Source organism: Enterobacter cloacae (genome assembly GCF_013375935.1).
In the GTDB taxonomy this organism is placed as follows: Bacteria; Pseudomonadota; Gammaproteobacteria; order Enterobacterales; family Enterobacteriaceae; genus Enterobacter; species Enterobacter pasteurii.
Genome location: NZ_CP056117.1, coordinates 2,297,573 through 2,324,048, shown reverse-complemented (window position 1 = coordinate 2,324,048; position 26,476 = coordinate 2,297,573). Strand labels below are relative to the sequence as shown.

The window sequence follows — 26,476 nt, the reverse complement described above, 5'->3', positions numbered from 1 at the left end:
CTTATTCGTTCTCTAACGCCGCCCGTAAGAACCCGTGATGGGCATCGAGTCTGGCTCTGGCCGCGGCTGCATCCAGCCCGGTTAATATCATCAGGATGGCCGGTTTGACATCATGATCGGTTTGCTGAAGCACTCTTTCAGCCTCTTCACGGCTGGCTCCCGTCGCCTCCATCACCATACGACACGCCCTGTCCACCAGCTTGATATTGGTGGCCTGCATATCCACCATCAGGTTTTGGTAGACCTTGCCGAATTTCACCATCGCGCCGGTGGAGATCATATTGAGCACCAGCTTCTGCGCGGTGCCCGATTTCAGACGCGTCGATCCGGTCAGCGCTTCAGGCCCGACAACCGGAGAGATGGCAATGGCCGCCACCTGCGCAATCGGCGAGCCAGGGTTACAGGAGATGGCGACCGTGGTACACCCCGTTTTTCTGGCGTATTCCAGACCGCCAATGACGTAAGGGGTACGGCCGGAGGCCGCCAGCCCGACGACCAGATCCTGCGCGGTCAGGTTCAGGGCCCTGAGATCGTCCTCACCGAGCTGCTTGTTGTCTTCCGCCCCTTCTACCGCTTTCAGCAGCGCACCGGGGCCGCCGGCAATCAGGCCAACGACCAGGCCGTGCGGAACCCCAAAGGTAGGCGGACATTCCGAGGCATCCAGCACGCCGAGGCGCCCGCTGGTTCCGGCACCCATATAAATGATGCGTCCTCCCGCTTTCAGGGCATCGGCTGCGGCGTCCACCGCTTTTGCCACCTCGGGCAATGTCTCTTTGACTGCCAGCGCGACGAGGGTATCCTGTTGATTAAAGCGAGTTACCAGCTCGAGCGTAGAGAGCGCATCCAGATCCATGGTTTGCGGGTTACGCGTTTCAGAAACAAGTGAGCCAAGATTCATGTTAAGTACCTCAGGAATTTTTAATTCATAATAAACGCACTATAATGGAATATAAAATTCATTCAGGCGAGCAAAATCCGTATTTGCGCAGGCAATCACACTTTCGCCAGGAGACCGTATGAACTGTTTAATTCGCATTCGTCAGCGCTACGCAGGCTTTGCCCAGAGTGACAAGAAGCTGGCGGACTTTTTACTCTCTCAGCCCGATCGCGCGCGGCACCTTAGCTCCCAGCAGCTGGCAGGCGAAGCCGGGGTGAGCCAGTCGAGCGTGGTGAAATTTGCCCAGAAGATAGGGTTCAAGGGCTTTCCGGCGCTGAAGCTGGCGATCAGCGAAGCGCTGGCGAGCAACCCTAATCCGCAGTCCATGCCGGTGCATAACCAGATCCGTGGCGACGATCCGATGCGTCTGGTCGGGGAAAAGCTGATCAAAGAGAACGTGGCGGCAATGCATGCCACCCTGGATGTGAACACCGAAGAGAAGCTGCTGGAAAGCGTAGCCATGCTTCGTCACGCCCGACGCATTGTGTTGACCGGGATTGGCGCCTCCGGGCTGGTTGCGCGTAACTTTGGCTGGAAGCTGACCAAGATCGGCTATAACGCCATCGTGGAGCAGGATATGCACGCGCTGCTGGCGACCGTTCAGGCGATGGATCCTGATGATTTACTGCTGGCCATCTCCTATTCCGGCGAGCGCCGTGAAATTATTATGGCCACCGACGAAGCCCTGCGCGTCGGGGGGAAAATTCTGGCCATTACCGGCTTTAGCCCTAATGCGCTACAGCAGCGGGCAACGCGCTGCCTGTACACTATAGCCGAGGAACAGGCCACGCGCAGCGCCGCAATCTCGTCGACGAGCGCGCAGATGATGCTGACGGACCTGCTGTTTATGGCCCTGGTTCAGCAGGATCTGGAGCGCGCGCCAGAGCGTATACGCCACAGCGAAGAGCTGGTAAAAAAACTGGTTTGAGCACAGATTAGGCGTATAATGCCCGCCCTGTTTGTGTTGTTTCTGAGAATTTCCTGATGGCGCTGTTAATCACCAAAAAATGCATCAACTGCGATATGTGCGAACCGGAATGTCCTAACCAGGCCATTTCGATGGGTGACAGCATTTATGAGATTAACAGCGACCGCTGCACCGAATGTATCGGCCACTACGACACGCCAACCTGCCAGAAAGTGTGCCCAATCCCCAATACGATCTTAAAAGATCCGGCACACGCTGAGAGCGAAGAACAGCTGTGGGATAAGTTTGTCCTGCTGCATCATGCGGACAAGCTCTAGCTTTCGATAATCACCGTCGCGCAGGCGTAGTGGCGTTCATCCGCCAGCGTCACGTGCATGTGTTTCACGCCCAGCTTCTCCGCCAGCCTTTGCGCTTCGCCCCACAGACGCAGGCTCGGCTTGCCCAGCTCATCGTTAAAGACTTCGAACTGATTAAACGCCAGGCCGTTTCGAATACCCGTGCCGAACGCCTTCGCCGCTGCCTCTTTTACCGCAAAGCGCTTTGCCAGAAAGCGCACCGGCTGCTGATGCGCCTCCCAGATAGCCCATTCGTTATCGCTCAGCACCCGTCGGGCAAGGCGATCGCCACTGCGGGCGATCGCCGCTTCTATGCGGGCTATTTCAACGATATCGGTGCCTAAGCCCAGAATGGCCATTACTGACGCGCTTCCAGCATCAGGCGCTTCATCTCTGAAACCGCCTCTTTCAGGCCGCTCATCACCGCCCGGCCGATAATAGCGTGGCCGATGTTCAGCTCGTGCATTTCCGGCAGCGCGGCGATGGCCTTCACGTTGTGATAGGTCAGGCCGTGTCCGGCGTTAACCTTCAGTCCCAGACCAGCCGCGTAAGTTGCCGCTTTGGCAATACGCTCCAGCTCTTTAGCCTGCTCGACGTCGTTTTTAGCATCGGCATAGCAGCCGGTATGAATTTCGATATACGGCGCGCCCGCGTCGGCAGCGGCTTTGATCTGGCTGAAATCAGCGTCAATAAACAGAGAAACCAGGATACCGGCATCCGCCAGACGCCTGCAGGCATCGCGCATTTTGTCGAGCTGTCCTGCCACGTCCAGACCACCTTCAGTAGTGACTTCCTGACGCTTTTCCGGTACCAGGCAGCAGAAGTGCGGTTTGGTGTCACAGGCTATCGCCAGCATCTCTTCGGTGACCGCCATCTCCAGATTCATACGGGTGTCCAGCGTCTGGCGCAGGATGCGCACGTCGCGGTCGGTGATGTGGCGGCGGTCTTCGCGCAGGTGAACGGTAATGCCGTCCGCGCCCGCCTGCTCCGCGATAAACGCCGCCTGAACCGGATCGGGATACGCCGTTCCGCGTGCATTACGCAGCGTGGCAATATGATCGATGTTGACGCCTAACAGTAATTCAGCCATGACAATCCTCGGTATTTTGATTCATTTCCCTTCCCCCTTACCCTCCGGGAGAGGGCTGGGGTGAGGGGTAAAACGTTAACGTTTCGGCATAAACTGCCTGAACAATTCGCGGCTCTTCAGGGGCTTGCCCCCCAAGATACGGCTTGAGCGCAATTCGGGTAAAGCGTTTTGCCGCACGCAGGGTGTCGGCGTCCGGGAACTCGCGTTCATACAGTGCCCTGAGCTGGCGTCCGGTAAAGGTGCTGTTATCAACGACAACGCTGGCAATAAAGCCCTTTTCCTCACGATAGCGATAGGTCATGACATCTTCTACCTCGTCCCCGCTTCCCGCACAGTGCAGAAAATCGACGCCGTATCCAAGGTGCCCGAGCAGCGCCAGCTCGAAACGACGCAGCGCAGGCTCCGGGGTGCCGGCTGCGCCCGCAAGCGACTGAATACAGTGCAGGTAATCAAAGAAAAGTTCAGAGAAGCGGGTCTCATGTTCAAGAACCCGTGAGATGAGTTCGTTGACGTACAGACCGCTGTAAAGCGTGATGCCGGAAAGGGGAAGCGCCAGGGAGACGGCTTCAGCACTGCGCAGGGTTTTGACCTCCCCTCGCCCGCCAAAGCGGACCAGCAGCGGCGTGAAAGGCTGGAGGGCGCCTTTCAGATTAGAACGTTTTGAACGTGCGCCTTTGGCAACAAGGCGCACGCGACCGGACTCTTCCGTGAAGACGTCCAGCATCAGGCTGGTTTCGCTCCAGGGACGACTGTGCAGGACAAAGGCGCGCTGCCATCCATCCATATGCTTGTCGTCTTAGGTTACTGATCTTCGCCGTAACCGAGGCTGCGCAGCGCACGCTCATCATCGGCCCAGCCAGATTTCACTTTCACCCACAGCTCCAGGTGAACGGGCGCTTCAAACATGTCCTGCATGTCTTTACGGGCTTCGATACCGATGGTTTTGATTTTGGCACCTTTGTTGCCGATCACCATCTTCTTCTGCCCTTCACGCTCAACGAGGATCAGGCCGTTGATATCGTAACCGCCACGCTCGTTAGACTGGAAACGTTCGATCTCCACCGTTACCGAGTACGGCAGCTCTGCGCCCAGGAAACGCATCAGCTTTTCACGGATGATCTCAGAGGCCATAAAGCGCTGAGAGCGGTCTGTTATGTACTCTTCCGGGAAGTGATGAATCGCTTCCGGCAGATGCTTGCGTACGATACCGGCGATGGTATCGACGTTCAGACCCGTTTCCGCAGACAGCGGGACGATGTCCAGGAAGTTCATCTGGCTGCCCAGCCACTGGAGGTGCGGCAGCAGATCGGCTTTTTCCTGCACGTTGTCCACTTTGTTAACCGCGAGGATCACCGGCGTTTTGCCGTCGCGCAGTTTGTTCAGAACCATTTCGTCGTCCGGCGTCCAGCGGGTGCCTTCAACCACGAAAATCACCAGCTCAACGTCACCAATGGAGCTGCTTGCCGCCTTGTTCATCAGGCGGTTGATAGCACACTTCTCTTCCATGTGCAGGCCTGGGGTATCGACGTAAATCGCCTGATACGCGCCTTCTGTATGGATACCAACGATGCGGTGACGCGTGGTCTGCGCCTTACGCGAGGTGATGGAGATCTTCTGCCCAAGCAGATTATTCAACAGGGTGGATTTGCCAACGTTCGGACGTCCGACGATAGCAATAAATCCGCAATAGGTTTTTTCTTCGCTCATTCCAGCTCCAGCATTTTTAACGCCTGTTCGGCGGCAGCCTGTTCAGCCTTACGACGGCTTGAACCTGTGCCGACCACCGGTTCACTCAGGCCACTGACCTGGCAATGGATGGTAAATTCCTGATCGTGCGCTTCGCCACGCACCTGCACCACCAGATAGGAAGGCAGCGGGAGGTGACGACCCTGCAAATACTCCTGCAGACGCGTTTTCGGGTCTTTTTGTTTATCGCCCGGGCTGATTTCGTCCAGACGTGTCTGATACCAGTTCAGGATCAGCTTTTCTACGGTCTGGATATCGCTGTCCAGGAACACGCCACCGATTAACGCCTCGACCGTATCCGCAAGAATGGATTCGCGACGGAATCCACCACTCTTCAGCTCACCAGGCCCCAGACGCAGGCATTCACCCAGCTCAAACTCGCGAGCGATCTCAGCAAGGGTGTTGCCGCGCACCAGCGTGGCGCGCATGCGGCTCATATCACCTTCGTCCACGCGCGGGAAACGATGATAAAGCGCATTCGCAATCACAAAGCTTAAAATTGAGTCGCCCAGAAATTCGAGACGCTCATTATGTTTGCTGCTGGCACTGCGGTGGGTTAATGCCTGTTGCAACAACTCCTGATGATGAAAAGTGTAGCCCAGCTTCCGTTGAAGCCGATTAATTACGATGGGGTTCATGCGATACCAATAAATGAATGCGTCAAAAATGCAGCACACGAAACCGACCTGAGAAAACCAACGCGGTTTCGTGTGCCGTGGCACCCTTGCAGGGCCAACCTTAAACTTCGGGGGAATATTCTATACACAACGACAGGGGATGTCGTTAGTTCAAAGAGATTTATCGCTGAAATAATTCACGTAGCGGCGAATAAAAGCCGCTACGCGTTATTTTTCACGAGAATTAATGAATTCCGCCAATACGATTCAGGCGAACGCCGGTCGGCCACTCGCCTTCCTGCTTCTCGAAACTCATCCAGATGGCAGTTGCTTTACCCACCAGATTCGCTTCCGGCACAAAGCCCCAGTAACGGCTGTCCGCAGAATTATCGCGGTTATCACCCATCATGAAGTAGTGTCCCGGCGGCACAATCCAGGTTGCCAGCTGCTGTCCTGGCTGCTGGTAGTACATTGCCAGCTGATCTTGTGCGATGGGCACGGTCAGAATGCGGTGAGTAACATCGCCCAGCGTCTCTTTGCGCTCATCCAGACGAATACCGTTCTCTTTGGTTTCCCCTTTTGGAACCTGGAAGAAACCGCTGGTCGCTTCACCGCCGTTACGACGAGCAAAGGTCTGCACAAAGTCACCAGGCTCAACGTTGGAGTAGGTCACCGGCAGTGCATTCTCGCACGCTGTACCAGAGCTGCAGCCTGGCTGAATCCTCACTTCCTTCGCTACCGGATCGTAGGTTACTTTATCGCCCGGCAGACCCACCGCGCGTTTAATGTAATCCAGACGCGGATCTTCCGGATATTTAAACACCACGATGTCGCCACGCTTAGGATGACCCGTTTCGATCAGCGTTTTCTGGTAGATCGGATCTTTAATGCCGTAGGCAAACTTCTCAACCAGAATAAAATCACCGATCAGAAGCGTTGGCATCATCGAACCTGACGGGATCTGGAAAGGTTCATAGATAAATGAACGCACCACCAGAACAATCGCCAGCACCGGGAATACCGATGCCCCGGTTTCCAGCCAGCCCGGCTTGGGGCCCACTTTTTTCAGGGTTTTCGCGTCAATACCATCGCCAGTGGCTGCCTGCGCGGCAGCCTGACGTTCACGGCGTTTTGGGGCGAAGATAAACTTATCCAGACACCACAGCAGACCTGTCACCAGGGTAGCGATGACCAGGATCAAGGCAAACATGTTCGCCATGCCAGCTCCTTAGGGTTATTTACCGTTACCGTCTTTACCAACGTGAAGGATGGCAAGGAATGCTTCCTGCGGCAGCTCAACGTTACCGACCTGCTTCATACGCTTCTTACCTTCTTTCTGCTTCTGGAGCAGCTTTTTCTTACGGCTGACGTCACCGCCGTAGCACTTAGCCAGAACGTTTTTACGCAGCTGCTTCACGGTTGAACGGGCGATGATGTGGTTGCCGATGGCCGCCTGAATCGCAATGTCAAACTGCTGACGCGGGATCAGGTCTTTCATCTTCTCAACCAGTTCACGACCGCGGTACGGCGCGTTGTCGTTGTGGGTGATCAGCGCGAGGGCGTCAACGCGCTCGCCGTTAATCAGCACGTCCACACGGACCATGTTCGAGGCCTGGAAGCGTTTGAAGTTGTAGTCCAGCGACGCATAGCCACGGGAGGTAGACTTCAGGCGGTCGAAGAAGTCGAGCACCACTTCTGCCATCGGAATTTCATAGGTCAACGCCACCTGGTTACCGTGGTAAACCATGTTGGTCTGCACGCCACGCTTTTCAATACACAGGGTGATCACGTTGCCGAGGAACTCCTGCGGCAGCAGCATGTGGCACTCTGCGATTGGCTCACGCAGTTCCTGAATGCTATTCAGCGGCGGAAGCTTGGACGGGCTATCGACGTAGATCACCTCTTTCGACGTGGTTTCTACTTCGTAAACTACCGTCGGTGCCGTGGTGATCAGATCCAGATCGTATTCACGCTCCAGACGTTCCTGAATGATCTCCATGTGCAGCAGACCGAGGAAGCCACAGCGGAAGCCGAAGCCCAGCGCCGTTGAGCTTTCTGGCTCGTAGAACAGGGAGGCGTCGTTGAGGCTCAGCTTACCGAGCGCATCGCGGAAGTTTTCGTAATCGTCAGAGCTGACCGGGAACAGACCCGCATAAACCTGCGGCTTCACCTTTTTGAAGCCCGGCAGCGCTTTATCCGCCGGGTTACGTGCGCCGGTCAGGGTATCGCCCACCGGCGCGCCGAGGATGTCTTTAATTGCGCAGACCAGCCAACCCACCTCGCCGCATTTCAGCTCGGTACGGTCAACCTGTTTTGGCGTGAAGATGCCCAGACGGTCAGCGTTGTAGACCTGCCCGGTGCTCATTACCTTGATTTTATCGCCTTTACGCATGGTGCCGTTTTTAATACGCACCAGCGAGACCACGCCCAGGTAGTTATCAAACCAGGAGTCGATGATCAGCGCCTGCAGCGGTGCATCCGGGTCACCTTCCGGCGCCGGAATATCACGCACCAGACGCTCCAGCACGTCCGGAACACCCACGCCGGTTTTCGCCGAGCAGCGTACCGCATCGGTGGCATCAATGCCGACGATATCTTCAATCTCTTCCGCCACGCGCTCTGGATCGGCGGCAGGCAGGTCGATTTTATTCAGAACCGGCACGACTTCGAGATCCATTTCCATGGCGGTGTAGCAGTTTGCCAGCGTCTGGGCCTCAACGCCCTGCCCGGCATCCACCACCAGCAGCGCCCCTTCACAGGCCGCCAGCGAGCGTGACACTTCATAGGAGAAGTCAACGTGCCCTGGGGTGTCGATAAAGTTCAGTTGATAGGTTTCACCATCGGAGGCCTTATAGTCGAGCGTGACGCTCTGCGCTTTGATGGTAATACCGCGTTCGCGTTCCAGGTCCATGGAGTCCAGAACCTGGGCTGCCATTTCACGATCAGACAGGCCACCGCAAATCTGGATAATACGGTCAGACAGCGTCGACTTACCGTGGTCAATGTGAGCAATGATCGAAAAGTTACGTATGTTCTTCATATAGTTAAATAATTATGCCTTACGAATTCCTGGAGGCCGCTGTTCTTAGCCTGACGTTTTTCAGTGCGAAAACGCAGCATTCTACACTACATCCTCGTCCGCTGGAAATGCACTTAGAGCCAGGTATAGCGCGTAGAGACGAGGTTTTCTTTATCGGGGTGTAAATAATAATAAAGCCCGGCAGATCACCGGGCCTCAGAAGAGAGCGTCTCAACGCGAAGCTGGTTGGGTTCCAGCCCAACGCTGAGGATGACGGGCTGCCACGCTTCCCGGGCGGCAAGCCTCGGGGAAACGCCTTTTGCAAGCCAAAAACCACCCACGCCGCCTAAAGCGGCACCGCACATGGCAGCCAAATCGGTGCCAAAGAGCATCTGGAAAACGCCGCCCATGACGAACAGGCCAATCAGCGGAGAAAGGTAAACCAGCATGGCAGAGGTGAGCAGGCTGCCTTCAGCGATGCCCAGCTCCACTTTCTGCCCTGCCACCAGCGGCAGCTCGCTCGGCACAGCAATAGTGTGCGACGTCTGCGGCCCCAGCTTATTCAGCACGCGGCTGCCGCAACCGGCTCGCGACGCGCAGCTGCTGCATGACGCTTTAACGTCACAGCTGACCAGCGCAATCCCATCCTGCCAGGATACCACCGTGGCCCACTCTTTAATCATTGCGCAGCCCTGAACTTAATGCTGTCTGAAATGCGTTTTGCCGTTTGCGGCGGTAACTCGCCGACAATGGTAATTTCTGCACCGTCGCGCACCGTCGTACTGACCGTCCGGCGTCCGGTTCGGAGCATTTGCTCGGAGCTGTTGGCCGTGGCGCGGTTAATGTTCACCGAGAAGCTGAACAGACCGTCGGAATAGAGTCGCGACTCAACCGGGGTTTCAATGGTAGGTAACTGGCGACGGCTGCTGGACACTTCGCTAAAGCCTTGCGGGATCCAGGAGGGTACCCAGTTGAAATTGACTGAATCGCCGGCAGGTACGGAAAGCAGCGGCGGCAGGCTGGCCTTGGCCAGATTCTGCATGCTGTTGCCGACCTGCGTGTTTACGTCGAAAGAGATCACGCGGAACTGTTCCAGCGTTTCACCGTCGCGATCGAGCAGATCGACGCGCATCGGCAGTTTTGTCTCTGCATCGATCCAGACGATATAGCTATAGCGCGTTCCATCCCGCGCGACTACGCGGATCACTTCGCACAGCCTGTCAGCAATGCGCGTGCGCCCTACTGAGATAAAGTCATAGTAAGGGGCGAGACGTTTGAAATCGGTATAAATAAGCGACGGCAGGGAGTCAACGATATAGTCGCCATTGAGCGTAAACGGCTCAAGGCCCGGCTCGAAATAGCTGATTTCATTCCCACGCTGGACCACTTCCCGACGCGGGCCATCCATCTGTAAAAGCTGGGCGAGCGGCTGATTATCAAGGCGGGCGTGGCGATAGCGTAACGACTCGACACCCTGCTTATTGATGCTGATAAATGCCAACTCGTAGTTGAGTGACTGGCTGGCCAGATTCATTTGCTGCAACAACGCCCCGGATGAAACATCAGCCGAGGCGTTGGCAGAGAAGAACAGGCTACCCGCCATCAAAGACATGGCGAACCAAAGTTGCTTCATTACTGCGATTGCGTTCCTAAAGTTTGGTTTCCTGGCACCTGCACAGCAGCCTGCTGGGTTTGGGCCTGCTCAAACTGAAGCTGCTCGGAGTGCAGACGACGCTGCAGCTCGTAATCCTGCAACATCGCATTAATGCGACGACGCTGCTCCTGTACCTGCTGTTGCTGACCGCCGCTTGCGGATGCATCTGCCGGCACGCCCAGGCTAACCGGGCTGGCTTTACCCATCATCGGCAGCGTATTGAACACTGGCGCTTCAGGCTGCTGACTGGCTTCAGACTGAGTATTATAGTGCTGGACGCCAACGATAACTGCAAGCGATACGCACGCCGCGACACCCATCTGGGTGAGCTGGCTGGCCCACGGACGCACCTTGTGCCAGAACGGCATTTTTTGCCACTGGTGTGGTGCAGGCTGCGCTTCAGGAATCAGCGGCGTGGTCTGATGAACAGGTTCGTTCTCAATGGCCGCCATTACGCGTGCTGAGATATCGAAATGGAGAACCTCGCTGGTATCACCACGCATCGTGTCGCGGATAAGATGATAGCTCTCCCAGGTCTGTTGCATTTCGGGAGAATGAGACAACTCATTGAGCAGCTCACTATCCAGCGTTTCACCATCCATTAAAGCGGAAAGTTTTTCTTTCTGCATGCCTAATACCTTTTCCAGTATCCCGCTATCGTCAACGCCTGATAAGCGGTTGAACTTTATTATCAATGGCTTCTCGCGCACGGAAAATTCGTGAACGAACCGTGCCGACCGGACAATCCATGATGGCGGCTATCTCTTCATAGCTTAGGCCATCCAGCTCCCGTAACGTAATTGCCATGCGTAAATCTTCCGGGAGCGACTCGATCGTGCGAAAAACGATTTGTCTCAGTTCTTCTGACAACATTAAGTTCTCAGGGTTCGAAATTTCTTTCAGCGCGCCGCCACTTTCGAAATTTTCAGCGTCGATAGCATCGACATCGCTTGACGGTGGACGACGCCCCTGAGCAACCAAATAATTCTTAGCCGTATTGACAGCAATACGATACAGCCAGGTGTAAAAAGCACTATCCCCCCGGAATGAATCCAGCGCGCGATAGGCCTTAATAAAAGACTCTTGTACAACATCAGGCACATCGCCTGACGGTACATAGCGGGAAACCAGACTCGCCACCTTATGCTGGTAGCGCACCACCAGTAGGTTAAAGGCTTTCTGATCTCCCTTCTGGACCCGTTCAACCAGGACCTGGTCCGTTAACTGCTCGCTCATCCGAGGTAATGTCTCCCCAAACCTAAATTCCACGCGTTATCGAAACGCCACTCTAACAACATTGCACTTTGAGCAAGCACCGAATTAGAGTGTATGTTCTTCAATAAGTTCCGTTACGCCTTTGTTTTTGTTCATCGCGCCGCAGACCGTTCATTTTCTCTCATTATAAGTCTGTTCACGATACGCACCCACTTTCTGACAAGAATCATCAACTTTATCGTCAGAAGAGTAACGCAACACAGGCTTTATTTCACCACAAAATCTGAAGCTAACGACCTGCTTCGCAAAATATTTCCTGGTATTTAGTGCTTATTTAACTTCATGCCTTTCGTTTAGTCATTGCAACACGCTTTAAAAAAAACGTGCGACATCTCGCATCACAATGCTATTCTGCCCAAACCATGTTTAGTAAATTAAACAAACATCATGAATACTACGCCTGAACTTCATTGTGATGTACTGATCATCGGTAGCGGTGCTGCCGGCCTCTCCCTCGCGCTGCGCCTGGCGGAACATCAGAACGTAATCGTGCTGAGTAAAGGGCCGATGAGCGAAGGGTCCACCTTTTATGCTCAGGGCGGTATTGCAGCCGTGTTTGATGAGGCTGACAGCATCGCCTCACACGTTGAAGATACCCTGGTTGCCGGTGCCGGGATCGTGGATAAGCATGCCGCAGAATTCGTCGCCAGCAATGCCCGCCACTGCGTGCAGTGGCTCATTGACCAGGGCGTGCTGTTCGATACGCAGGTTCAGCCTAACGGTGAAGCGAGCTATCACCTGACCCGAGAAGGCGGACACAGCCATCGCCGCATTTTGCACGCAGCGGATGCAACCGGAAAAGCGGTGGAAACGACGCTGGTCAGCAAAGCGCTCAGCCATCCTAATATTCGCGTGCTGGAGCGCAGCAACGCCGTTGACCTGATCATATCCGACAAGATTGGCCTGCCCGGTACGCGTCGGGTTGTCGGCGCCTGGGTATGGAATCGCAATAAAGAGAAGGTGGAAACCTGTCAGGCGAAAGCCGTCGTGCTGGCGACCGGCGGAGCCTCGAAGGTTTATCAATATACGACTAACCCGGATATCGCCTCCGGAGACGGTATCGCCATGGCCTGGCGCGCGGGCTGCCGCGTGGCGAACCTGGAGTTCAATCAGTTCCATCCTACTGCCCTGTTCCATCCCCAGGCGCGAAACTTCCTCCTGACGGAGGCGCTGCGCGGCGAAGGCGCATACCTGAAACGCCCCGATGGTACCCGGTTTATGCCGGATTTTGATGCCAGAGGTGAACTGGCACCGCGCGATATCGTGGCCCGGGCCATTGACCACGAGATGAAGCGTCTTGGCGTGGACTGTATGTATCTGGACATTAGCCACAAGCCGGCAGACTTTATTCGCCAGCACTTCCCGATGATTTATGAAAAGCTGCTGGGCCTGGGCATTGATTTGACCCGCGATCCGGTACCGATTGTGCCCGCGGCCCACTATACCTGCGGCGGGGTGATGGTTGACGATCATGGGCGGACTGACGTGGATGGTCTGTACGCGATTGGCGAGGTCAGCTATACCGGCCTGCACGGCGCAAACCGCATGGCATCAAACTCGCTGCTGGAGTGTCTGGTGTATGGATGGTCTGCTGCGGAAGATATTACCAGACGCATGCCTTATGCGCGTCCGACAACGCACTTGCCGGCATGGGATGAAAGCCGGGTAGAAAACCCGGACGAACTGGTTGTTATACAGCATAACTGGCACGAGCTGCGGCTTTTTATGTGGGATTATGTTGGGATTGTACGCACGACGAAGCGTCTGGAGCGCGCGTTACGGCGCATCATGATGCTGCAGCAGGAAATTGATGACTATTACGCCAACTTCCGCGTCTCAAATAACCTGCTGGAGCTGCGCAACCTCGTGCAGGTTGCCGAGCTGATTGTGCGCTGCGCGATGATGCGTAAAGAGAGCCGGGGTCTGCATTACACCCTGGATTATCCCGACCAGCTGGAAACGTCCGGCCCGTCGGTATTATCGCCGCAGGTTCACATAAACAGATAAAAGGCCTGGGTCAGGGCAGTGTAATCTTCGGAATAGCGCTGGTCTGGCCCGCGAATGACCATCCTGTCGATAAAGCACTCCCCCTCTTTTGGCGAGAGCGCCAGCAGCACGCGATGCGGCAAGCGGCCTTCCGTATCCGAAATATCGGTACGCAGCCGCAGTTTCCAGCCGATCTCGCGAGCTATCTCAATAAACGTATTGCCCGTGCTTTCCGGCAATACCACGCAGAAAAATCCCTCTTCCGAGATTAGCTCAGCCGCGCTGGTCAGCAGCGCCTTGTGATCGAGCGAAGCGGTGTACCGTGCCTGCTCGCGCTCCGGCGATCCACACTCCACGCCCGGCTCGAAATACGGCGGGTTGCTGACAATTAAATCGTAACGCGCCGTCTGCTCTGGCGCCCAGGCCAGGACATCAGCACAGATAACCCTGACGCGGTCAGCCCACGGCGATTCAGCGGCATTTTCTCCTGCCTGCGCCGCCGCCTGAGGATCAAGCTCAACGGCATCGATCGTGACGTGCTCTTCGGTTCGCTGTGCAAGCATCAGCGCCTGCAGTCCGCTGCCCGTACCAATATCCAGAATGCGCTTTACACCTGCGACAGGTGCCCATGCGCCCAGTAAAATACCATCTGTACCGACCTTCATCGCACAGCGATCGTGCGCCACAAAAAATTGTTTAAACGTAAAGCCATCGCGGCGCAGCTGCGCTTTGAGTTGAGACATGTCAGGGCAACCTTCTGAGTGAAACTGGAGTAGCATAGGGGAAAGCGAAGTGGTCGAAAAGCGATATCCATACAAACAGATGAAGATTACAGCCGTAACGTCTATAATCAGCGCCCCACACAGAGGTAGAACATGACTGTAACGACTTTTTCCGAACTTGAACTCGATGAAAGCCTGCTCAATGCACTTGAGAGCAAAGGCTTTACACGCCCGACCGCCATTCAGGCCGCGGCCATTCCGCCTGCGCTTGAGGGCCGCGATGTGCTCGGTTCTGCGCCAACCGGCACGGGGAAGACAGCAGCCTACTTGCTGCCTGTGTTGCAGCATTTGCTCGATTTTCCGCGTAAAAAATCCGGCCCGCCGCGTATTTTGATCCTGACGCCGACCCGTGAACTGGCGATGCAGGTTGCAGAACACGCGCGTGAACTGGCGGCGAACACCCATCTGGATATCGCCACCATCACCGGCGGCGTTGCGTACATGAACCACGCCGAAGTGTTCAGCGAAAACCAGGATATTGTTGTTGCGACGACCGGCCGCCTGCTGCAATACATCAAAGAAGAGAACTTCGACTGCCGCGCGGTTGAAACGTTAATCCTCGACGAAGCCGACCGCATGCTGGACATGGGCTTTGCGCAGGATATCGAACACATCGCGGGTGAAACGCGCTGGCGTAACCAGACCATGCTGTTCTCGGCAACCCTTGAAGGGGATGCCATTAAAGATTTCGCTGAACGTCTGCTGGAAGATCCGGTGGAAGTGTCCGCCACGCCATCGACGCGTGAGCGTAAGAAGATCCACCAGTGGTACTACCGTGCGGACAATCTTGAACACAAGGTTGAATTGCTTAAACACCTGCTCAAGCAGGAAGACGCGACCCGTAGCATCGTATTCGTACGTAAACGCGAGCGCGTGCACGAGCTGGCTGAAATGCTGCGCAACGCTGGCATCAACAACTGCTATCTCGAAGGTGAAATGGCGCAGGTTAAGCGTACCGAAGGGATTAAGCGCCTGACCGATGGTCGCGTGAACGTGCTGGTTGCCACCGACGTTGCCGCACGCGGAATCGACATCCCGGACGTGAGCCACGTGATCAACTTCGACATGCCGCGCAGCGGTGATACCTACCTGCACCGTATTGGCCGTACCGGTCGTGCGGGCCGCAAAGGTATTGCCATTTCTCTGGTAGAAGCGCACGACCATCTGCTGTTGCAGAAAATTGGCCGCTACGTTGATGAGCCGCTGAAAGCTCGCGTCATTGACGGGCTTCGTCCGACCACGCGTGCACCGAGTGAAAAAATGACGGGTAAACCGTCCAAGAAAGCGCTCGCGAAACGTGCAGAAAGAAAAGAGAAAGAAAAAGAGAAGCCGCGCGTGAAGCAGCGCCACCGCGATACCAAAAACATTGGTAAGCGCCGTAAGCCAAGCTCTGCTGCGCCAGAGACAAAAACTGAAGAGTAAAAAAAAGCCGGGACATGTCCCGGCTTTTTTATTCCACCCCCGTGGCTGAAGCCTTACAGGCTTTCAGTAAAGGTACGGGCGATAACGTCGCGCTGCTGTTCCGGGGTCAGAGAGTTGAAACGTACCGCATAGCCAGACACGCGGATGGTCAGCTGTGGGTATTTTTCAGGGTGCTCAACGGCATCCATCAGCGTTTCGCGACGCAGAACGTTAACGTTCAGGTGCTGACCGCCTTCTACACGCACTTCTGGCTGCACTTCCATTGGAATTTCACGGTATTCAATTTCGCCCAGCTTGTTAACCGGAACGATTTCGTCTTCCGCAAAACCGGATTTCGCTACTACACAGCGCGCTTCGTTTTTCTCGCTGTCCAGCAGCCAGAAAGAGTTCAGCAGGTCGTCGTTTGCAGCTTTAGTAATCTGGATACCTGTAATCATGTGTTGCCTCCCTTAGGCTACATTAACTGATGCTGGCCTTTTGCGGCCAATTGGTAAAACCATTGTTTGTTGTGTGTATATATAACATTCAGCCCCGGGTGATTTATTGATTTAAATCAACAAAAACACTAACCACATAAAGAGTGTGGTCAGGATTTATTGCTTCAGATCAATTTTCACATCTTACCAATTCAACTTCCCCCGCATCCTTTCTAAAATAAATTTAGCGAGTTAGCCCACTTTTCAGCGCGTAATTTTGCTCACCGGGCTTTAGCAGGTAAGCTAGGCACAGAATGAAATTCGCAGGAGAGCGAGATGACCACACCTTTAACCTGGCATGACGTGCTGGCAGAAGAGAAGCAGCAGCCCTACTTTATCCAGACCCTCAGCACCGTTGCGGCTGAACGGCAGGCCGGACAGACAATTTATCCGCCGCAGAAGGATGTGTTTAACGCCTTTCGCTACACCGAACTGAGCGATGTGAAGGTGGTTATTCTGGGACAGGATCCTTACCACGGCCCCGGTCAGGCTCACGGACTGGCGTTCTCCGTTCGTCCTGGCGTGGCTATCCCCCCTTCTCTGCTGAATATGTATAAAGAGCTGGAAGGAACGATCCCCGGCTTTACCCGCCCTAATCATGGTTACCTGGAAAGCTGGGCCCGCCAGGGCGTGCTGCTGCTGAATACCGTGTTAACCGTTCGGGCGGGTCAGGCACACTCTCACGCCAGCCTGGGATGGGAAACCTTTACCGATAAGGTAATCAGCCTGATTAATGAGCACCGAGAAGGCGTCGTATTTTTACTCTGGGGTTCGCATGCGCAGAAGAAAGGGGCGATTATCGATCGTCAGCGACATCACGTTCTGAAGGCACCGCACCCGTCGCCGCTGTCTGCACACCGCGGTTTCTTTGGCAGTAATCATTTTGTTCTGACGAATGAGTGGCTGGAAAAGCGTGGCGAAAAGCCAATTGACTGGATGCCTGTGTTACCGGCAGAAAGTGAGTAATTTGAGTTTGAATGCCCGGTGGACCGGGCATTCAATAAGTACAAATGCTTATGCTTTATTCTGACGCCACCATTCCGCCAGCAGCACGCCAGTCGCAACGGATACGTTCAGGCTTTCAACGTTGCCTGTCCCGTCGATAGAGACGCTCAGATCCGCGCTGGAGAGTGCCGCATCAGACAGACCATCGCGCTCCTGACCTAACACCAGCACCATTTTACGCGGCAGCGTTGCTTTGAACAGCGGCGTAGCGGCACGGCTTGAGGTGGTGACAATGGTGTAGCCCGCTTTACGGAACTGCTCAAGTGCATCCAGCACGCTGTCGCCGGTGATCGGCTGAACATGCTCGGCACCGCCTTCCGCAGTACGGATTGCCGCACCGGACTCCAGCAGCGCGGCATCCTGCAACAGTACGCCTTTCACGCCAAAGTGCGCGCAGCTGCGCATCATGGCGCCCAGGTTATGCGGGTTGCCCACGTCCTCCAGCGCCAGCACGCAGTCATCGGCATCCGCCTGGCTGACCCACTGCTCAACGGTGGTGCCGTTACGTTTTTTGATCAGGAAGCAAACGCCGCCGTGGTGTTCGGTACCCGACGCTTTTGTCAGCTCGGCATCGTCAACCACATGATAGGCTTTGCGGTTCGCCGCCATCCAGCGCAGCGCTTCTTTAAAGCGCGGGGTCACGCTCTGGATAAACCATGCGCGAACGATACATTCCGGGCGGCTCTGGAACAGGGCCTGACAGGCGTTCTCGCCGTAAACGCGGGTCTCTTCCGCGCGCTGACGTCGCAGCACTTCCGGATCGATAAAGCTTTTACCGCTGATACCGCCGTGATCGGCTTTTTCAGGAGCCTCTTCACCCGGCGCGCGCGAAACGGTGCGCCATGGGGATGCGCCGTCGCGGACATAATCATCGCGTTTGCGATCGTCGCGCTTGCGGTCATCACGTTTGCGGTCATCGCCGCGGTTATTTCTGTCATCGCGGGCGGGGCGACGGCCACCGTCTGCACGAGAAGACGCCGGACGCCCGCCACCTTTTCCGGTACGCGGATTTTGGGTGCGTTTATCAGAGTCATCATCACTGCGGACATACATCACTTTGACCTTGCCGCTTTTGTTTTTCATTTCGTCGTTCATGCTTTTCTCCACCAGCGCTGCGCGAAGCGCGCAGATTACCCGATGTGCAAGCTCATAGCCATAATTTCGTACAAAAGCCTGTGACTATTGTTCCCATCGAATAAAACGCGTTGTCGTTTCATACAGGCTCACTGATAATATGTAACATATCAGAAACATTATCGGCGTTTTGCCGTTGTTCCACGGCTCTATCAGAGGTTAGTTATGAATACCGTATGTGCCAACTGTCAGGCTTTAAACCGCATTCCGGACGAACGGATGGATGACGGTGCCAAATGCGGGCGTTGTGGTCACGAACTGTTTGACGGCGAGGTGATTAACGCGACGGGTGCTACGCTGGACAAACTCCTCAAGGACGATCTGCCTGTTGTGGTCGATTTCTGGGCACCGTGGTGTGGCCCCTGCCGTAACTTTGCGCCAGTCTTTGAGGACGTGGCTGAAGAGCGCAGCGGGAAAATGCGTTTTGTGAAAGTGAATACCGAAGCAGAGCGCGAACTGAGCGCCCGTTTCCGCATTCGCAGCATCCCCACCATTATGATTTTCAAAAATGGTGAAGTGATCGACATGCTTAACGGTGCCGTGCCAAAAGCGCCGTTTGAAAGCTGGTTAAACGAATCCCTGTAACATTCACGGGGCACGTCTTGTGCCCCGTTCTCTCCTCTGCGAAAATGGGGTTTTCCCTGCCCTTTCGCCCATGACTGATAACGCTGTACTTCAACTACGCGCCGAACGCCTTGCGCGCGCAACTCGCCCCTTTCTTGCACGCGGCAACCGTATTCGCCGCTGCCAGCGCTGCCTGTTGCCGCTGAAAGTTTGCCTGTGCGCAACGCTTTCACCGAGTACGGCGAGAAGCCGGTTTTGTCTGGTCATGTTCGATACCGAACCGATGAAGCCCAGCAATACGGGCCGCCTGATCGCCGATATTTTGCCAGACACCGCCGCGTTTCAGTGGTCACGCACCGAGCCTCCTCAGGCGCTGCTCGACCTGGTGGCAAGCCCGGACTATCAGCCAATGGTCGTTTTTCCCGCATCGTATGCAGGCGAACATCGCCAGGTGCTTTCGGCACCGCCATCCGGTAAGCCGCCGCTGTTCATCATGCTTGACGGCACCTGGACGGAAGCGAGAAAGATGTTTCGCAAAAGCCCGTATCTCGACGCGCTGCCGGTGATTTCCGTCGATCTGTCGCGCGTTTCAGCCTATCGCCTGCGTGAGGCCCATGCTGACGGGCAATACTGTACCGCCGAAGTGGCCATTGCACTTCTGGACCTGGCGGGAGACGCCCGGGCAGCAGGCGCGCTGGGTAACCACTTCTCCTGCTTCCGCGAACGTTATCTTGCGGGAAAAACCGTTCATAAGGGCAGTATCACAGCAACAGAGCCAGAAAGCGTTTAAAATCATCAGGTCGCTTGCATTCACGGGAGGCCTGCATGAGCCAGAGAGGGTTAGAAGCGCTACTACGTCCGAAATCCATTGCCGTTATTGGCGCTTCAATGAAGCCGGATCGCGCAGGCTATCTGATGATGCGTAACCTGCTGGCAGGCGGGTTTAACGGCCCGGTGATGCCCGTCACCCCTGCCTATAAAGCGGTGCAGGGCGTGCTGGCGTGGCCGGACGTGCAAAGTTTACCTTTTGTTCCCGATCTCGCGGTGCTCTGTACGCATGCCAGACGAAACCTCGACCTGCTGGAATCGCTCGGCCAGAAAGGCTGCAAGACCTGTATTATTCTCTCATCGCCTCCTGAACAGCAGCCCGAGCTGCTGGCCTGCGCCAGCCGCTACCAGATGCGCATCCTGGGCCCGAATAGCCTCGGCCTGCTTGCGCCCTGGCAAGGGCTGAATGCCAGCTTTTCCCCGGTTCCGATCCGCAAAGGCAAGCTGGCCTTTATTTCGCAGTCGGCGGCCGTATCCAATACGATCCTCGACTGGGCGCAACAGCGGGAGATGGGCTTCTCCTACTTTATCGCCCTCGGCGACAGCCTGGATATTGACGTCGATGAGCTGCTGGATTTCCTGGCGCGCGACAGTAAAACCAGCGCTATTCTTCTCTATCTTGAGCACCTGAGCGACGCCCGCCGCTTTGTGTCGGCCTCCCGTAGCGCATCGCGTAATAAACCGATTCTGGTCATCAAAAGCGGCCGTAGCCCTGCGGCCCAGCGCCTGCTGCATTCCCATTCCGGGATGGATCCCGCCTGGGATGCCGCCATCCAGCGCGCCGGTCTGCTGCGGGTACAGGATACGCACGAGCTTTTTTCCGCCGTCGAAACATTAAGCCACATGCGCCCCTTGCGCGGCGAGAAGCTGATGATCGTCAGCAACGGTGCCGCTCCCGCCGCTCTGGCGCTGGACGAGCTGTGGCTACGCAACGGCAAGCTGGCAACGCTGGGAGAAGAGACGCTTCAGCGCCTGGGTGAGGCACTGCCGGGAAGCGTTGCGCCGGGTAACCCGCTCGATTTACGCGATGATGCCAGCAGTGACCGTTACATAAAGGCGATATCGATTTTGCTGGATAGTCAGGATTTTGATGCACTCATGATTATCCATTCACCCAGCGCGGTCGCGCCGGGCAGCGAAAGCGCGCGTGCGCTGATTGAGGCCGTCCGAAACCATCCACGCGGCAAATATGTCACCTTACTGACCAACTGGTGCGGCGAGTTCTCCTCGCAGGAAGCGCGACGTCTGTTTAGTGAAGCCGGGTTGCCAACCTATCGTACCCCGGAGGGCACCATTACGGCGTTTATGCATATGGTTGAGTACCGGCGCAACCAGAAGCAGCTGCGTGAAACGCCTGCCCTGCCGGGCAATCTGACGGCAAACTCCGTGGACGTTCACAGGCTGTTGCAGCAGGCCATCGAAGAAGGCGCAACTTCTCTTGATACCCATGAGGTGCAGCCCATTCTTGGCAGCTATGGAATGCAAACCCTGCCAACCTGGATTGCCAGCGATAGCGCTGAGGCGGTGCATATCGCTGAACAGATTGGCTATCCGGTCGCGCTGAAGCTGCGCTCGCCCGATATTCCGCATAAGTCAGATGTTCAGGGCGTGATGCTGTACCTGCGCACCGCGTCGGAAGTTCAGCAGGCTGCGGACGCCATTATCGATCGCGTTAAAATGACATGGCCCCAGGCCAGGATCCACGGTCTGCTGGTGCAGAGCATGGCTAACCGTGCGGGAGCGCAGGAACTGCGGGTAGTTGTGGAGCACGATCCGGTTTTTGGTCCGCTTATTATGCTGGGTGAAGGGGGTGTCGAATGGCGTCCAGAAGAGCAGGCGGTGGTCGCTCTCCCGCCGCTTAACATGAACCTGGCGCGTTATCTGATTATTCAGGCTATCAAAAGCAAAAAGATCCGCGGACGAAGCGCCCTGAGGCCGCTTGATATCGCCGGGTTAAGTCAGTTTCTGGTGAAGGTCTCTAACCTGATTGTAGACTGCGCCGAGATCCAGCGCCTGGATATCCACCCGCTCCTCGCCTCCGGGAATGAATTTACTGCCCTGGACGTGACGCTGGATATTGCGCCATTCGTCGGAGACCGGGAAAGCCGTCTCGCCATCCGTCCTTATCCTCTTCAGCTTGAAGAGTGGGTGGAGATGAAAAATGGCGAGCAGGCGCTGTTTCGCCCTATCCTTCCGGAAGATGAGCCGCTGCTGCGGGAATTTATCTCGCAGGTGACAAAGGAAGATTTGTACTATCGCTATTTCAGTGAAATCAACGAATTTACCCACGATGATTTAGCCAATATGACCCAGATCGACTACGATCGAGAAATGGCGTTCGTGGCAGTGCGCCGTTCCGGGCAAGGAGATGAAATACTTGGCGTGACCCGCGCCATTTCCGACCCGGACAACGTGGATGCGGAGTTTGCCGTGCTGGTGCGTTCCGATCTTAAAGGTTTGGGGTTGGGCAGGCGGCTGCTCGAAAAGCTTATTGGCTATACGCGCGATCACGGATTGTTACGCCTGAATGGCATTACTATGCCAAACAATCGGGGCATGGTGACCCTGGCGCGGAAACTTGGTTTTGACGTTGATATCCAGCTGGATGAAGGCATCGTCTCCCTTTCGCTCAGCCTGAGTTCCACGGATAAACAGAAGTAAGCTGCTGGAAATGTTACCCACTTTTCACGGCACTGGGGTATCATTGTCCGCTTATGTTGTTTGCCTGGTACAGACAACCCTTCAATGAACAGAGAAGAAACGCACTGTGATGTTGTCAAAATTTAAGCGTAACAAACATCAACAACACCTTGCTCAACTACCGAAGATTTCTCAGTCAGTTGATGATGTAGAGTTCTTTTATGCTCCCGCTCGCTTCCGGGAGACGCTTCTGGAAAAGATTGCCAGCGCGACGCGACGCATCTGCATTGTGGCGCTCTATCTTGAACAGGATGAAGGTGGGCGCGCGATCCTGAACGCGCTCTATGAAGCGAAACGTCAGCGTCCGGAACTGGACGTTCGCGTGCTGGTTGACTGGCACCGTGCGCAGCGTGGCCGTATTGGCGCGGCTGCTTCAAACACAAACGCTGACTGGTATTGCCGCACGGCCCAGGAAAACCCGGGTATTGATATCCCGGTGTACGGCGTGCCGGTGAATACCCGTGAAGCGCTTGGCGTACTCCATTTCAAAGGATTTATCATTGATGACAGCGTCCTCTACAGCGGCGCCAGCCTGAATGATGTTTACCTCCATCAGCTCGATAAATACCGTTACGATCGCTACCATCTGATCCGCAATCCGCAGATGGCTGACATCATGTTTAACTGGGTTGATAAAAACCTGGTGCATGGACGCGGTGTTAACCGCCTTGACGATCCTCATCGCCCTAAAAGCCCGGAAATCAAAAATGAGGTTCGTTCCTTCCGTCAGGAGCTGCGCGACGCGGTTTATCGCTTCCAGGGTGATGCCAATAACGAAGAGCTGTCCGTTACGCCGCTGGTAGGGTTAGGAAAATCCAGCCTGCTGAACAAGACTATCTTCCATTTGATGCCGTGCGCGGAGCACAAGCTCACTATCTGCACGCCGTACTTCAACCTTCCCGCCGTTCTGGTGCGTAATATCATTCAGCTGCTGCGTGATGGCAAAAAGGTAGAAATCATTGTTGGGGATAAAACGGCAAATGACTTCTTTATTCCGGAAGATCAGCCTTTCAAGATTATCGGCGCACTACCCTATCTTTATGAGATCAACCTGCGTCGTTTCCTGAGCCGCTTGCAGTACTATGTGAACACCGACCAGCTGGTTGTACGTCTCTGGAAAGACGAAGACAACAGCTACCACCTCAAGGGGATGTGGGTTGATGATGAGTGGATGCTGCTGACCGGTAATAACCTGAACCCGCGCGCCTGGCGTCTGGATCTGGAAAATGCCATTCTTATTCACGATCCTCAGCATGCGCTGGCCGCGAAACGCGATCGTGAGCTGGAGCTTATACGCACCCATACTACCGTTGTTCGTCACTATCGCGATCTGCAAAGCATCGCTGACTATCCGGTTAAGGTCCGTAAGCTGATACGCCGTCTGCGCCGGATCCGTATCGATCGCCTCATCAGCCGCATTCTGTAATATACGGGCCCTGTCATCGACGGGGCTTTTTTATGGAGCCTGTTATGCGTATCCCTCTCCTGTTAATTCCCCTTTGCCTGACCGGCTGTAGCCATATGGCCAATGATAACTGGTCAGGTCAGGATAAAGCTCAACACTTTCTGGCCTCTGCAATGTTGTCCGCAGCGGGCAATGAGTATGCGCAGCATCAGGGATATAGCCGGGATCGAAGTGCCGCAATTGGCCTGATGTTCTCTGTAAGCCTGGGGGCATCGAAAGAACTATGGGACAGCCGCCCCTCGGGAAGCGGCTGGAGCTGGAAAGATTTCGCCTGGGACGTAGCCGGTGCAACAACCGGCTACGCCGTCTGGCAGATGGCGCATTATTAAAGGCGAATACCTTTTCCTTTGCGATGCAGCATCAGCGAGACAATGAATGCCAGCGCCCCCATTACGGTGACATACCAGAAGAAGGTTGTTTCACTGCCCCATGACTTAAGCGAAAGCGCGACGTACTCAGCCGATCCGCCGAACAGGGCGTTAGCGACTGCGTAAGAGAGCCCAACGCCTAGCGCCCTCACCTGTGCCGGAAACATCTCTGCTTTCAAAATACCGCTAATTGCCGTGTAAAAACTGATAATAATCAGTGCCACCATGATCAGCGCAAAAGCGACATACGGAGAGGTGGTATGCTGGAGGGCGGTAAGAAGCGGAACGGTGCCGAGGGTAAGCAAGCCGCCAAAGATGAGCATTGACGTGCGGCGACCTATTTTGTCCGACAGCGCACCGACAATCGGCTGGATCAGCATAAAGACAAGTAACGCCACCGTCATGATGACGCTCGCAACGTTGGCATGCATGCCCGTCGTGTTAACGAGATATTTTTGCATGTAGGTGGTGAAGGTATAGAAGCTCAACGAGCCTGCGGCGGTAAAACCTAATACCATCAAAAATGCTTTGCGGTTTCGCCAGAGGCCTTTCATCGAACCGGCTTCTTTCAGCGCCCTGACCTCCTGTTGAGAGGTTTCATCAAGCTGACGGCGTAACCATAGCGCCACGACCGCCAGGGCTGCCCCCATGGCAAACGGGATACGCCAGCCCCAGGCGCGTAAATCTTCATCGCTAAGGATCTGTTGAAGGATCACCACAACCAGTAACGCCAGCAGCTGCCCGCCAATGAGGGTCACATACTGGAAGGACGCATAGAAACCTTTTCGTCCTTCTACGGCCACTTCACTCATGTATGTCGCACTGGTGCCGTATTCTCCACCGACTGAAAGCCCCTGGAACAGACGGGCCAATAGCAGCAGCGCGGGTGCCCATGTTCCGATAACGTCATACCCTGGCAAGCAGGCAATTACCAGCGAGCCGACGCACATCATACAGACAGAGATAAGCATGGAGGTCTTGCGCCCTTTTCTGTCCGCGATCCTGCCGAACAGCCACCCACCAATAGGACGCATCAGGAACCCGGCAGCAAAAACGCCAGCGGTTTGCAGAAGCTGAGTAGTGGTATTCCCGGACGGGAAAAAGATATGCGCGAAGTAGAGCGAGCAGAATGAATAGACGTAAAAATCAAACCATTCTACCAGGTTCCCCGATGAGGCCCCAACGATGGCCCAAACCCGACGGCGAGTATCCTTGTCTGCTAAATTTGTATTATCCGTATCTGCACTGGCTACGGTTTCTGTCATTTTAAATCCCCTGTGTCACATTGCGGGCCATTGCCCACAAACAGTAAAACCGGATTTAAAACGAATCGTTAGGTAAATAAAATGTTTCTAATATGTTTCATTGCGTTTTGTGAAGTCGATCAGGTATCGAATTATTAGCGAACGTAGTAATTAGCCCCACGCCTGCTGGTGCGCCTTCTTTCGCTGTAAATAATCTTCATCCGCCCGAATCTTATCCCACCAGGTTTTGAATACCGCAGCGGCTTCAGCTTTTACAGGATCGTGGTCGAGGGGTTTGACCTGGCGTTTCTCATCATACTTTTTACCGCCTTTATGATTTGCATATCGCCGGGCGCGCGTGTAGCCCATCTGAATGAACTTACGTGCCATATCCATCCCCACAAAATCATTTTGCTGACGGTATTCTTCAAACAGGGCATATATCGCTTTTGCCGAGCGCGCTGCGACTTCAGCATTTTTGTAGCGCCAGTGCGGAAGGATTTCGCTTTTATAAGGTTCGACCATCAATACGCCCTGTTCACCCCGACCTACCTGATACAGTTCGGGATGCTCGCGAAAATTAATGGCGGCAAAATCTTGTTGGTAATCAAAGGGACGTGTCAAAGCGGCACCATTGTTAAGAATCGTTTTAACAATTGTAGGCACGGTCAGGCTGTGCCGCCACCCGGCACTTTCTCGTGCACAAAGCAAAAAACCCCGCACCTTACGGTACGGGGCTCTTCTTGATTGATGCCTGGCAGTTCCCTACTCTCACATGGGGAGACCCCACACCACCATCGGCGCTACGGCGTTTCACTTCTGAGTTCGGCATGGGGTCAGGTGGGACCACCGCGCTAAAGCCGCCAGGCAAATTCCTGTGCTCTGTCCTGTGTCTTTTGGG

27 protein-coding genes, 1 rRNA gene and 1 pseudogene are annotated in these 26,476 nt (G+C 55.2%); 10 read left to right on the top strand and 19 right to left on the bottom strand.

All coding sequences use genetic code 11. The features are described 5' to 3' along the window. Position 1 precedes the first annotated feature (1 nt). On the bottom strand, positions 2–898 hold the full coding sequence (gene murQ / locus HWQ14_RS11005; RefSeq protein WP_176609727.1) for an N-acetylmuramic acid 6-phosphate etherase: 897 nt from the start codon (positions 896–898) through the stop codon (positions 2–4). 118 nt (positions 899–1,016) lie between these two features. Between murQ and HWQ14_RS11000 the strand changes: the two genes are divergently transcribed. Next, complete coding sequence (locus HWQ14_RS11000; RefSeq protein ID WP_148420634.1) at positions 1,017–1,865, top strand: MurR/RpiR family transcriptional regulator; 849 nt, start codon at positions 1,017–1,019, stop codon at positions 1,863–1,865. A gap of 56 nt (positions 1,866–1,921) precedes the next feature. Continuing rightward, on the top strand, positions 1,922–2,182 hold the full coding sequence (locus tag HWQ14_RS10995; protein ID WP_148420633.1) for a YfhL family 4Fe-4S dicluster ferredoxin: 261 nt from the start codon (positions 1,922–1,924) through the stop codon (positions 2,180–2,182). Here HWQ14_RS10995 and acpS read toward each other — a convergent pair. The 12 genes and pseudogenes from acpS to rseD form a co-directional block, all read right to left on the bottom strand. After that, entirely contained in the window at positions 2,179–2,559 is a 381-nt protein-coding gene (gene acpS / locus HWQ14_RS10990) for a holo-ACP synthase (RefSeq protein WP_176609726.1), read from the bottom strand. The two genes, HWQ14_RS10995 and acpS, sit on opposite strands and share 4 nt — an antisense overlap. Continuing rightward, on the bottom strand, positions 2,559–3,290 hold the full coding sequence (gene pdxJ / locus HWQ14_RS10985; protein ID WP_176609725.1) for a pyridoxine 5'-phosphate synthase: 732 nt from the start codon (positions 3,288–3,290) through the stop codon (positions 2,559–2,561). Before pdxJ ends, acpS begins: the two co-directional genes overlap by 1 nt. Before the next feature lie 75 nt (positions 3,291–3,365). Continuing rightward, positions 3,366–4,074, bottom strand: a pseudogene (gene recO / locus HWQ14_RS10980) (DNA repair protein RecO). A 17-nt stretch (positions 4,075–4,091) separates the two neighbouring features. Further along, on the bottom strand, positions 4,092–4,997 hold the full coding sequence (era, locus tag HWQ14_RS10975) for a GTPase Era (RefSeq protein ID WP_176609724.1): 906 nt from the start codon (positions 4,995–4,997) through the stop codon (positions 4,092–4,094). Next, positions 4,994–5,674: a ribonuclease III gene (rnc, locus tag HWQ14_RS10970; RefSeq protein WP_003860711.1), complete on the bottom strand. Its 681-nt coding sequence runs from the start codon at positions 5,672–5,674 to the stop codon at positions 4,994–4,996. The genes era and rnc overlap by 4 nt, the downstream gene beginning before the upstream one ends. A 223-nt stretch (positions 5,675–5,897) precedes the next feature. Continuing rightward, positions 5,898–6,872 carry a signal peptidase I gene (gene lepB, locus HWQ14_RS10965; RefSeq protein WP_148420628.1) on the bottom strand — a complete coding sequence of 325 codons (975 nt, stop codon included), beginning with the start codon at positions 6,870–6,872 and terminating at the stop codon, positions 5,898–5,900. A gap of 15 nt (positions 6,873–6,887) precedes the next feature. Beyond that, positions 6,888–8,693, bottom strand: a complete 1,806-nt coding sequence (gene lepA / locus HWQ14_RS10960) for a translation elongation factor 4 (RefSeq protein ID WP_176609723.1) — start codon at positions 8,691–8,693, stop codon at positions 6,888–6,890. A 185-nt stretch (positions 8,694–8,878) separates the two neighbouring features. Next, positions 8,879–9,355 (bottom strand): SoxR-reducing system protein RseC, encoded by a 477-nt coding sequence (rseC, locus tag HWQ14_RS10955; RefSeq protein ID WP_176609722.1) that lies wholly within the window; start codon positions 9,353–9,355, stop codon positions 8,879–8,881. Then, complete coding sequence (rseB, locus tag HWQ14_RS10950; protein WP_148420625.1) at positions 9,352–10,305, bottom strand: sigma-E factor regulatory protein RseB; 954 nt, start codon at positions 10,303–10,305, stop codon at positions 9,352–9,354. The genes rseC and rseB overlap by 4 nt, the downstream gene beginning before the upstream one ends. Further along, the gene (gene rseA / locus HWQ14_RS10945; protein WP_148420624.1) at positions 10,305–10,955 is read right to left on the bottom strand and encodes an anti-sigma-E factor RseA; all 651 of its coding nucleotides are present in this window, start codon (positions 10,953–10,955) and stop codon (positions 10,305–10,307) included. The genes rseB and rseA overlap by 1 nt, the downstream gene beginning before the upstream one ends. A 31-nt stretch (positions 10,956–10,986) precedes the next feature. Then, entirely contained in the window at positions 10,987–11,562 is a 576-nt protein-coding gene (rpoE, locus tag HWQ14_RS10940) for an RNA polymerase sigma factor RpoE (protein WP_006176728.1), read from the bottom strand. After that, the gene (gene rseD / locus HWQ14_RS23265; RefSeq protein ID WP_227009630.1) at positions 11,559–11,624 is read right to left on the bottom strand and encodes a rpoE leader peptide RseD; all 66 of its coding nucleotides are present in this window, start codon (positions 11,622–11,624) and stop codon (positions 11,559–11,561) included. The genes rpoE and rseD overlap by 4 nt, the downstream gene beginning before the upstream one ends. A 364-nt stretch (positions 11,625–11,988) precedes the next feature. Here rseD and nadB point away from each other — a divergent pair, with 364 nt between their 5' ends. Further along, entirely contained in the window at positions 11,989–13,608 is a 1,620-nt protein-coding gene (nadB, locus tag HWQ14_RS10930; protein ID WP_148420623.1) for an L-aspartate oxidase, read from the top strand. Here nadB and trmN read toward each other — a convergent pair. After that, the gene (gene trmN / locus HWQ14_RS10925) at positions 13,593–14,330 is read right to left on the bottom strand and encodes a tRNA(1)(Val) (adenine(37)-N(6))-methyltransferase TrmN (RefSeq protein WP_176609721.1); all 738 of its coding nucleotides are present in this window, start codon (positions 14,328–14,330) and stop codon (positions 13,593–13,595) included. The genes nadB and trmN overlap by 16 nt on opposite strands. Before the next feature lie 132 nt (positions 14,331–14,462). Here trmN and srmB point away from each other — a divergent pair, with 132 nt between their 5' ends. Next, on the top strand, positions 14,463–15,791 hold the full coding sequence (srmB, locus tag HWQ14_RS10920; protein WP_148420621.1) for an ATP-dependent RNA helicase SrmB: 1,329 nt from the start codon (positions 14,463–14,465) through the stop codon (positions 15,789–15,791). Between the two features lie 53 nt (positions 15,792–15,844). Here the strand turns inward: srmB and grcA are convergent, their stop codons facing one another. Then, a complete protein-coding gene (gene grcA / locus HWQ14_RS10915; RefSeq protein ID WP_176609720.1) occupies positions 15,845–16,228 on the bottom strand; it encodes an autonomous glycyl radical cofactor GrcA in 384 nt (127 codons plus the stop codon). 315 nt (positions 16,229–16,543) lie between these two features. On the opposite strand from grcA, the gene ung reads away from it, so the two are divergent. Beyond that, entirely contained in the window at positions 16,544–17,233 is a 690-nt protein-coding gene (gene ung / locus HWQ14_RS10910) for a uracil-DNA glycosylase (protein ID WP_176609719.1), read from the top strand. A 48-nt stretch (positions 17,234–17,281) separates the two neighbouring features. Here the strand turns inward: ung and HWQ14_RS10905 are convergent, their stop codons facing one another. Then, positions 17,282–18,367 carry a tRNA/rRNA methyltransferase gene (locus tag HWQ14_RS10905; protein WP_176609718.1) on the bottom strand — a complete coding sequence of 362 codons (1,086 nt, stop codon included), beginning with the start codon at positions 18,365–18,367 and terminating at the stop codon, positions 17,282–17,284. 204 nt (positions 18,368–18,571) lie between these two features. On the opposite strand from HWQ14_RS10905, the gene trxC reads away from it, so the two are divergent. The 5 genes from trxC to HWQ14_RS10880 all read left to right on the top strand — a co-directional run bounded on the left by trxC (position 18,572) and on the right by HWQ14_RS10880 (position 24,292). After that, a complete protein-coding gene (gene trxC, locus HWQ14_RS10900; protein ID WP_148420618.1) occupies positions 18,572–18,991 on the top strand; it encodes a thioredoxin TrxC in 420 nt (139 codons plus the stop codon). Positions 18,992–19,061: 70 nt separating this feature from the next. Further along, the gene (gene tapT, locus HWQ14_RS10895; RefSeq protein WP_148420617.1) at positions 19,062–19,760 is read left to right on the top strand and encodes a tRNA-uridine aminocarboxypropyltransferase; all 699 of its coding nucleotides are present in this window, start codon (positions 19,062–19,064) and stop codon (positions 19,758–19,760) included. A gap of 35 nt (positions 19,761–19,795) precedes the next feature. Then, entirely contained in the window at positions 19,796–22,459 is a 2,664-nt protein-coding gene (locus HWQ14_RS10890; RefSeq protein ID WP_176609717.1) for a bifunctional acetate--CoA ligase family protein/GNAT family N-acetyltransferase, read from the top strand. 109 nt (positions 22,460–22,568) lie between these two features. Beyond that, positions 22,569–23,924 carry a CDP-diacylglycerol--serine O-phosphatidyltransferase gene (pssA, locus tag HWQ14_RS10885; RefSeq protein WP_148420615.1) on the top strand — a complete coding sequence of 452 codons (1,356 nt, stop codon included), beginning with the start codon at positions 22,569–22,571 and terminating at the stop codon, positions 23,922–23,924. A gap of 44 nt (positions 23,925–23,968) precedes the next feature. Then, complete coding sequence (locus HWQ14_RS10880; RefSeq protein ID WP_148420614.1) at positions 23,969–24,292, top strand: YfiM family lipoprotein; 324 nt, start codon at positions 23,969–23,971, stop codon at positions 24,290–24,292. Here HWQ14_RS10880 and HWQ14_RS10875 read toward each other — a convergent pair. The 3 genes from HWQ14_RS10875 to rrf all read right to left on the bottom strand — a co-directional run bounded on the left by HWQ14_RS10875 (position 24,289) and on the right by rrf (position 26,443). Further along, on the bottom strand, positions 24,289–25,596 hold the full coding sequence (locus HWQ14_RS10875) for an MFS transporter (protein ID WP_176609716.1): 1,308 nt from the start codon (positions 25,594–25,596) through the stop codon (positions 24,289–24,291). The genes HWQ14_RS10880 and HWQ14_RS10875 overlap by 4 nt on opposite strands. A 150-nt stretch (positions 25,597–25,746) precedes the next feature. Further along, positions 25,747–26,199 carry a DUF4385 domain-containing protein gene (locus HWQ14_RS10870; protein ID WP_176611183.1) on the bottom strand — a complete coding sequence of 151 codons (453 nt, stop codon included), beginning with the start codon at positions 26,197–26,199 and terminating at the stop codon, positions 25,747–25,749. Between the two features lie 128 nt (positions 26,200–26,327). Continuing rightward, positions 26,328–26,443 (bottom strand): 5S ribosomal RNA (gene rrf / locus HWQ14_RS10865). Between the last annotated feature and the right edge of the window lie 33 nt (positions 26,444–26,476).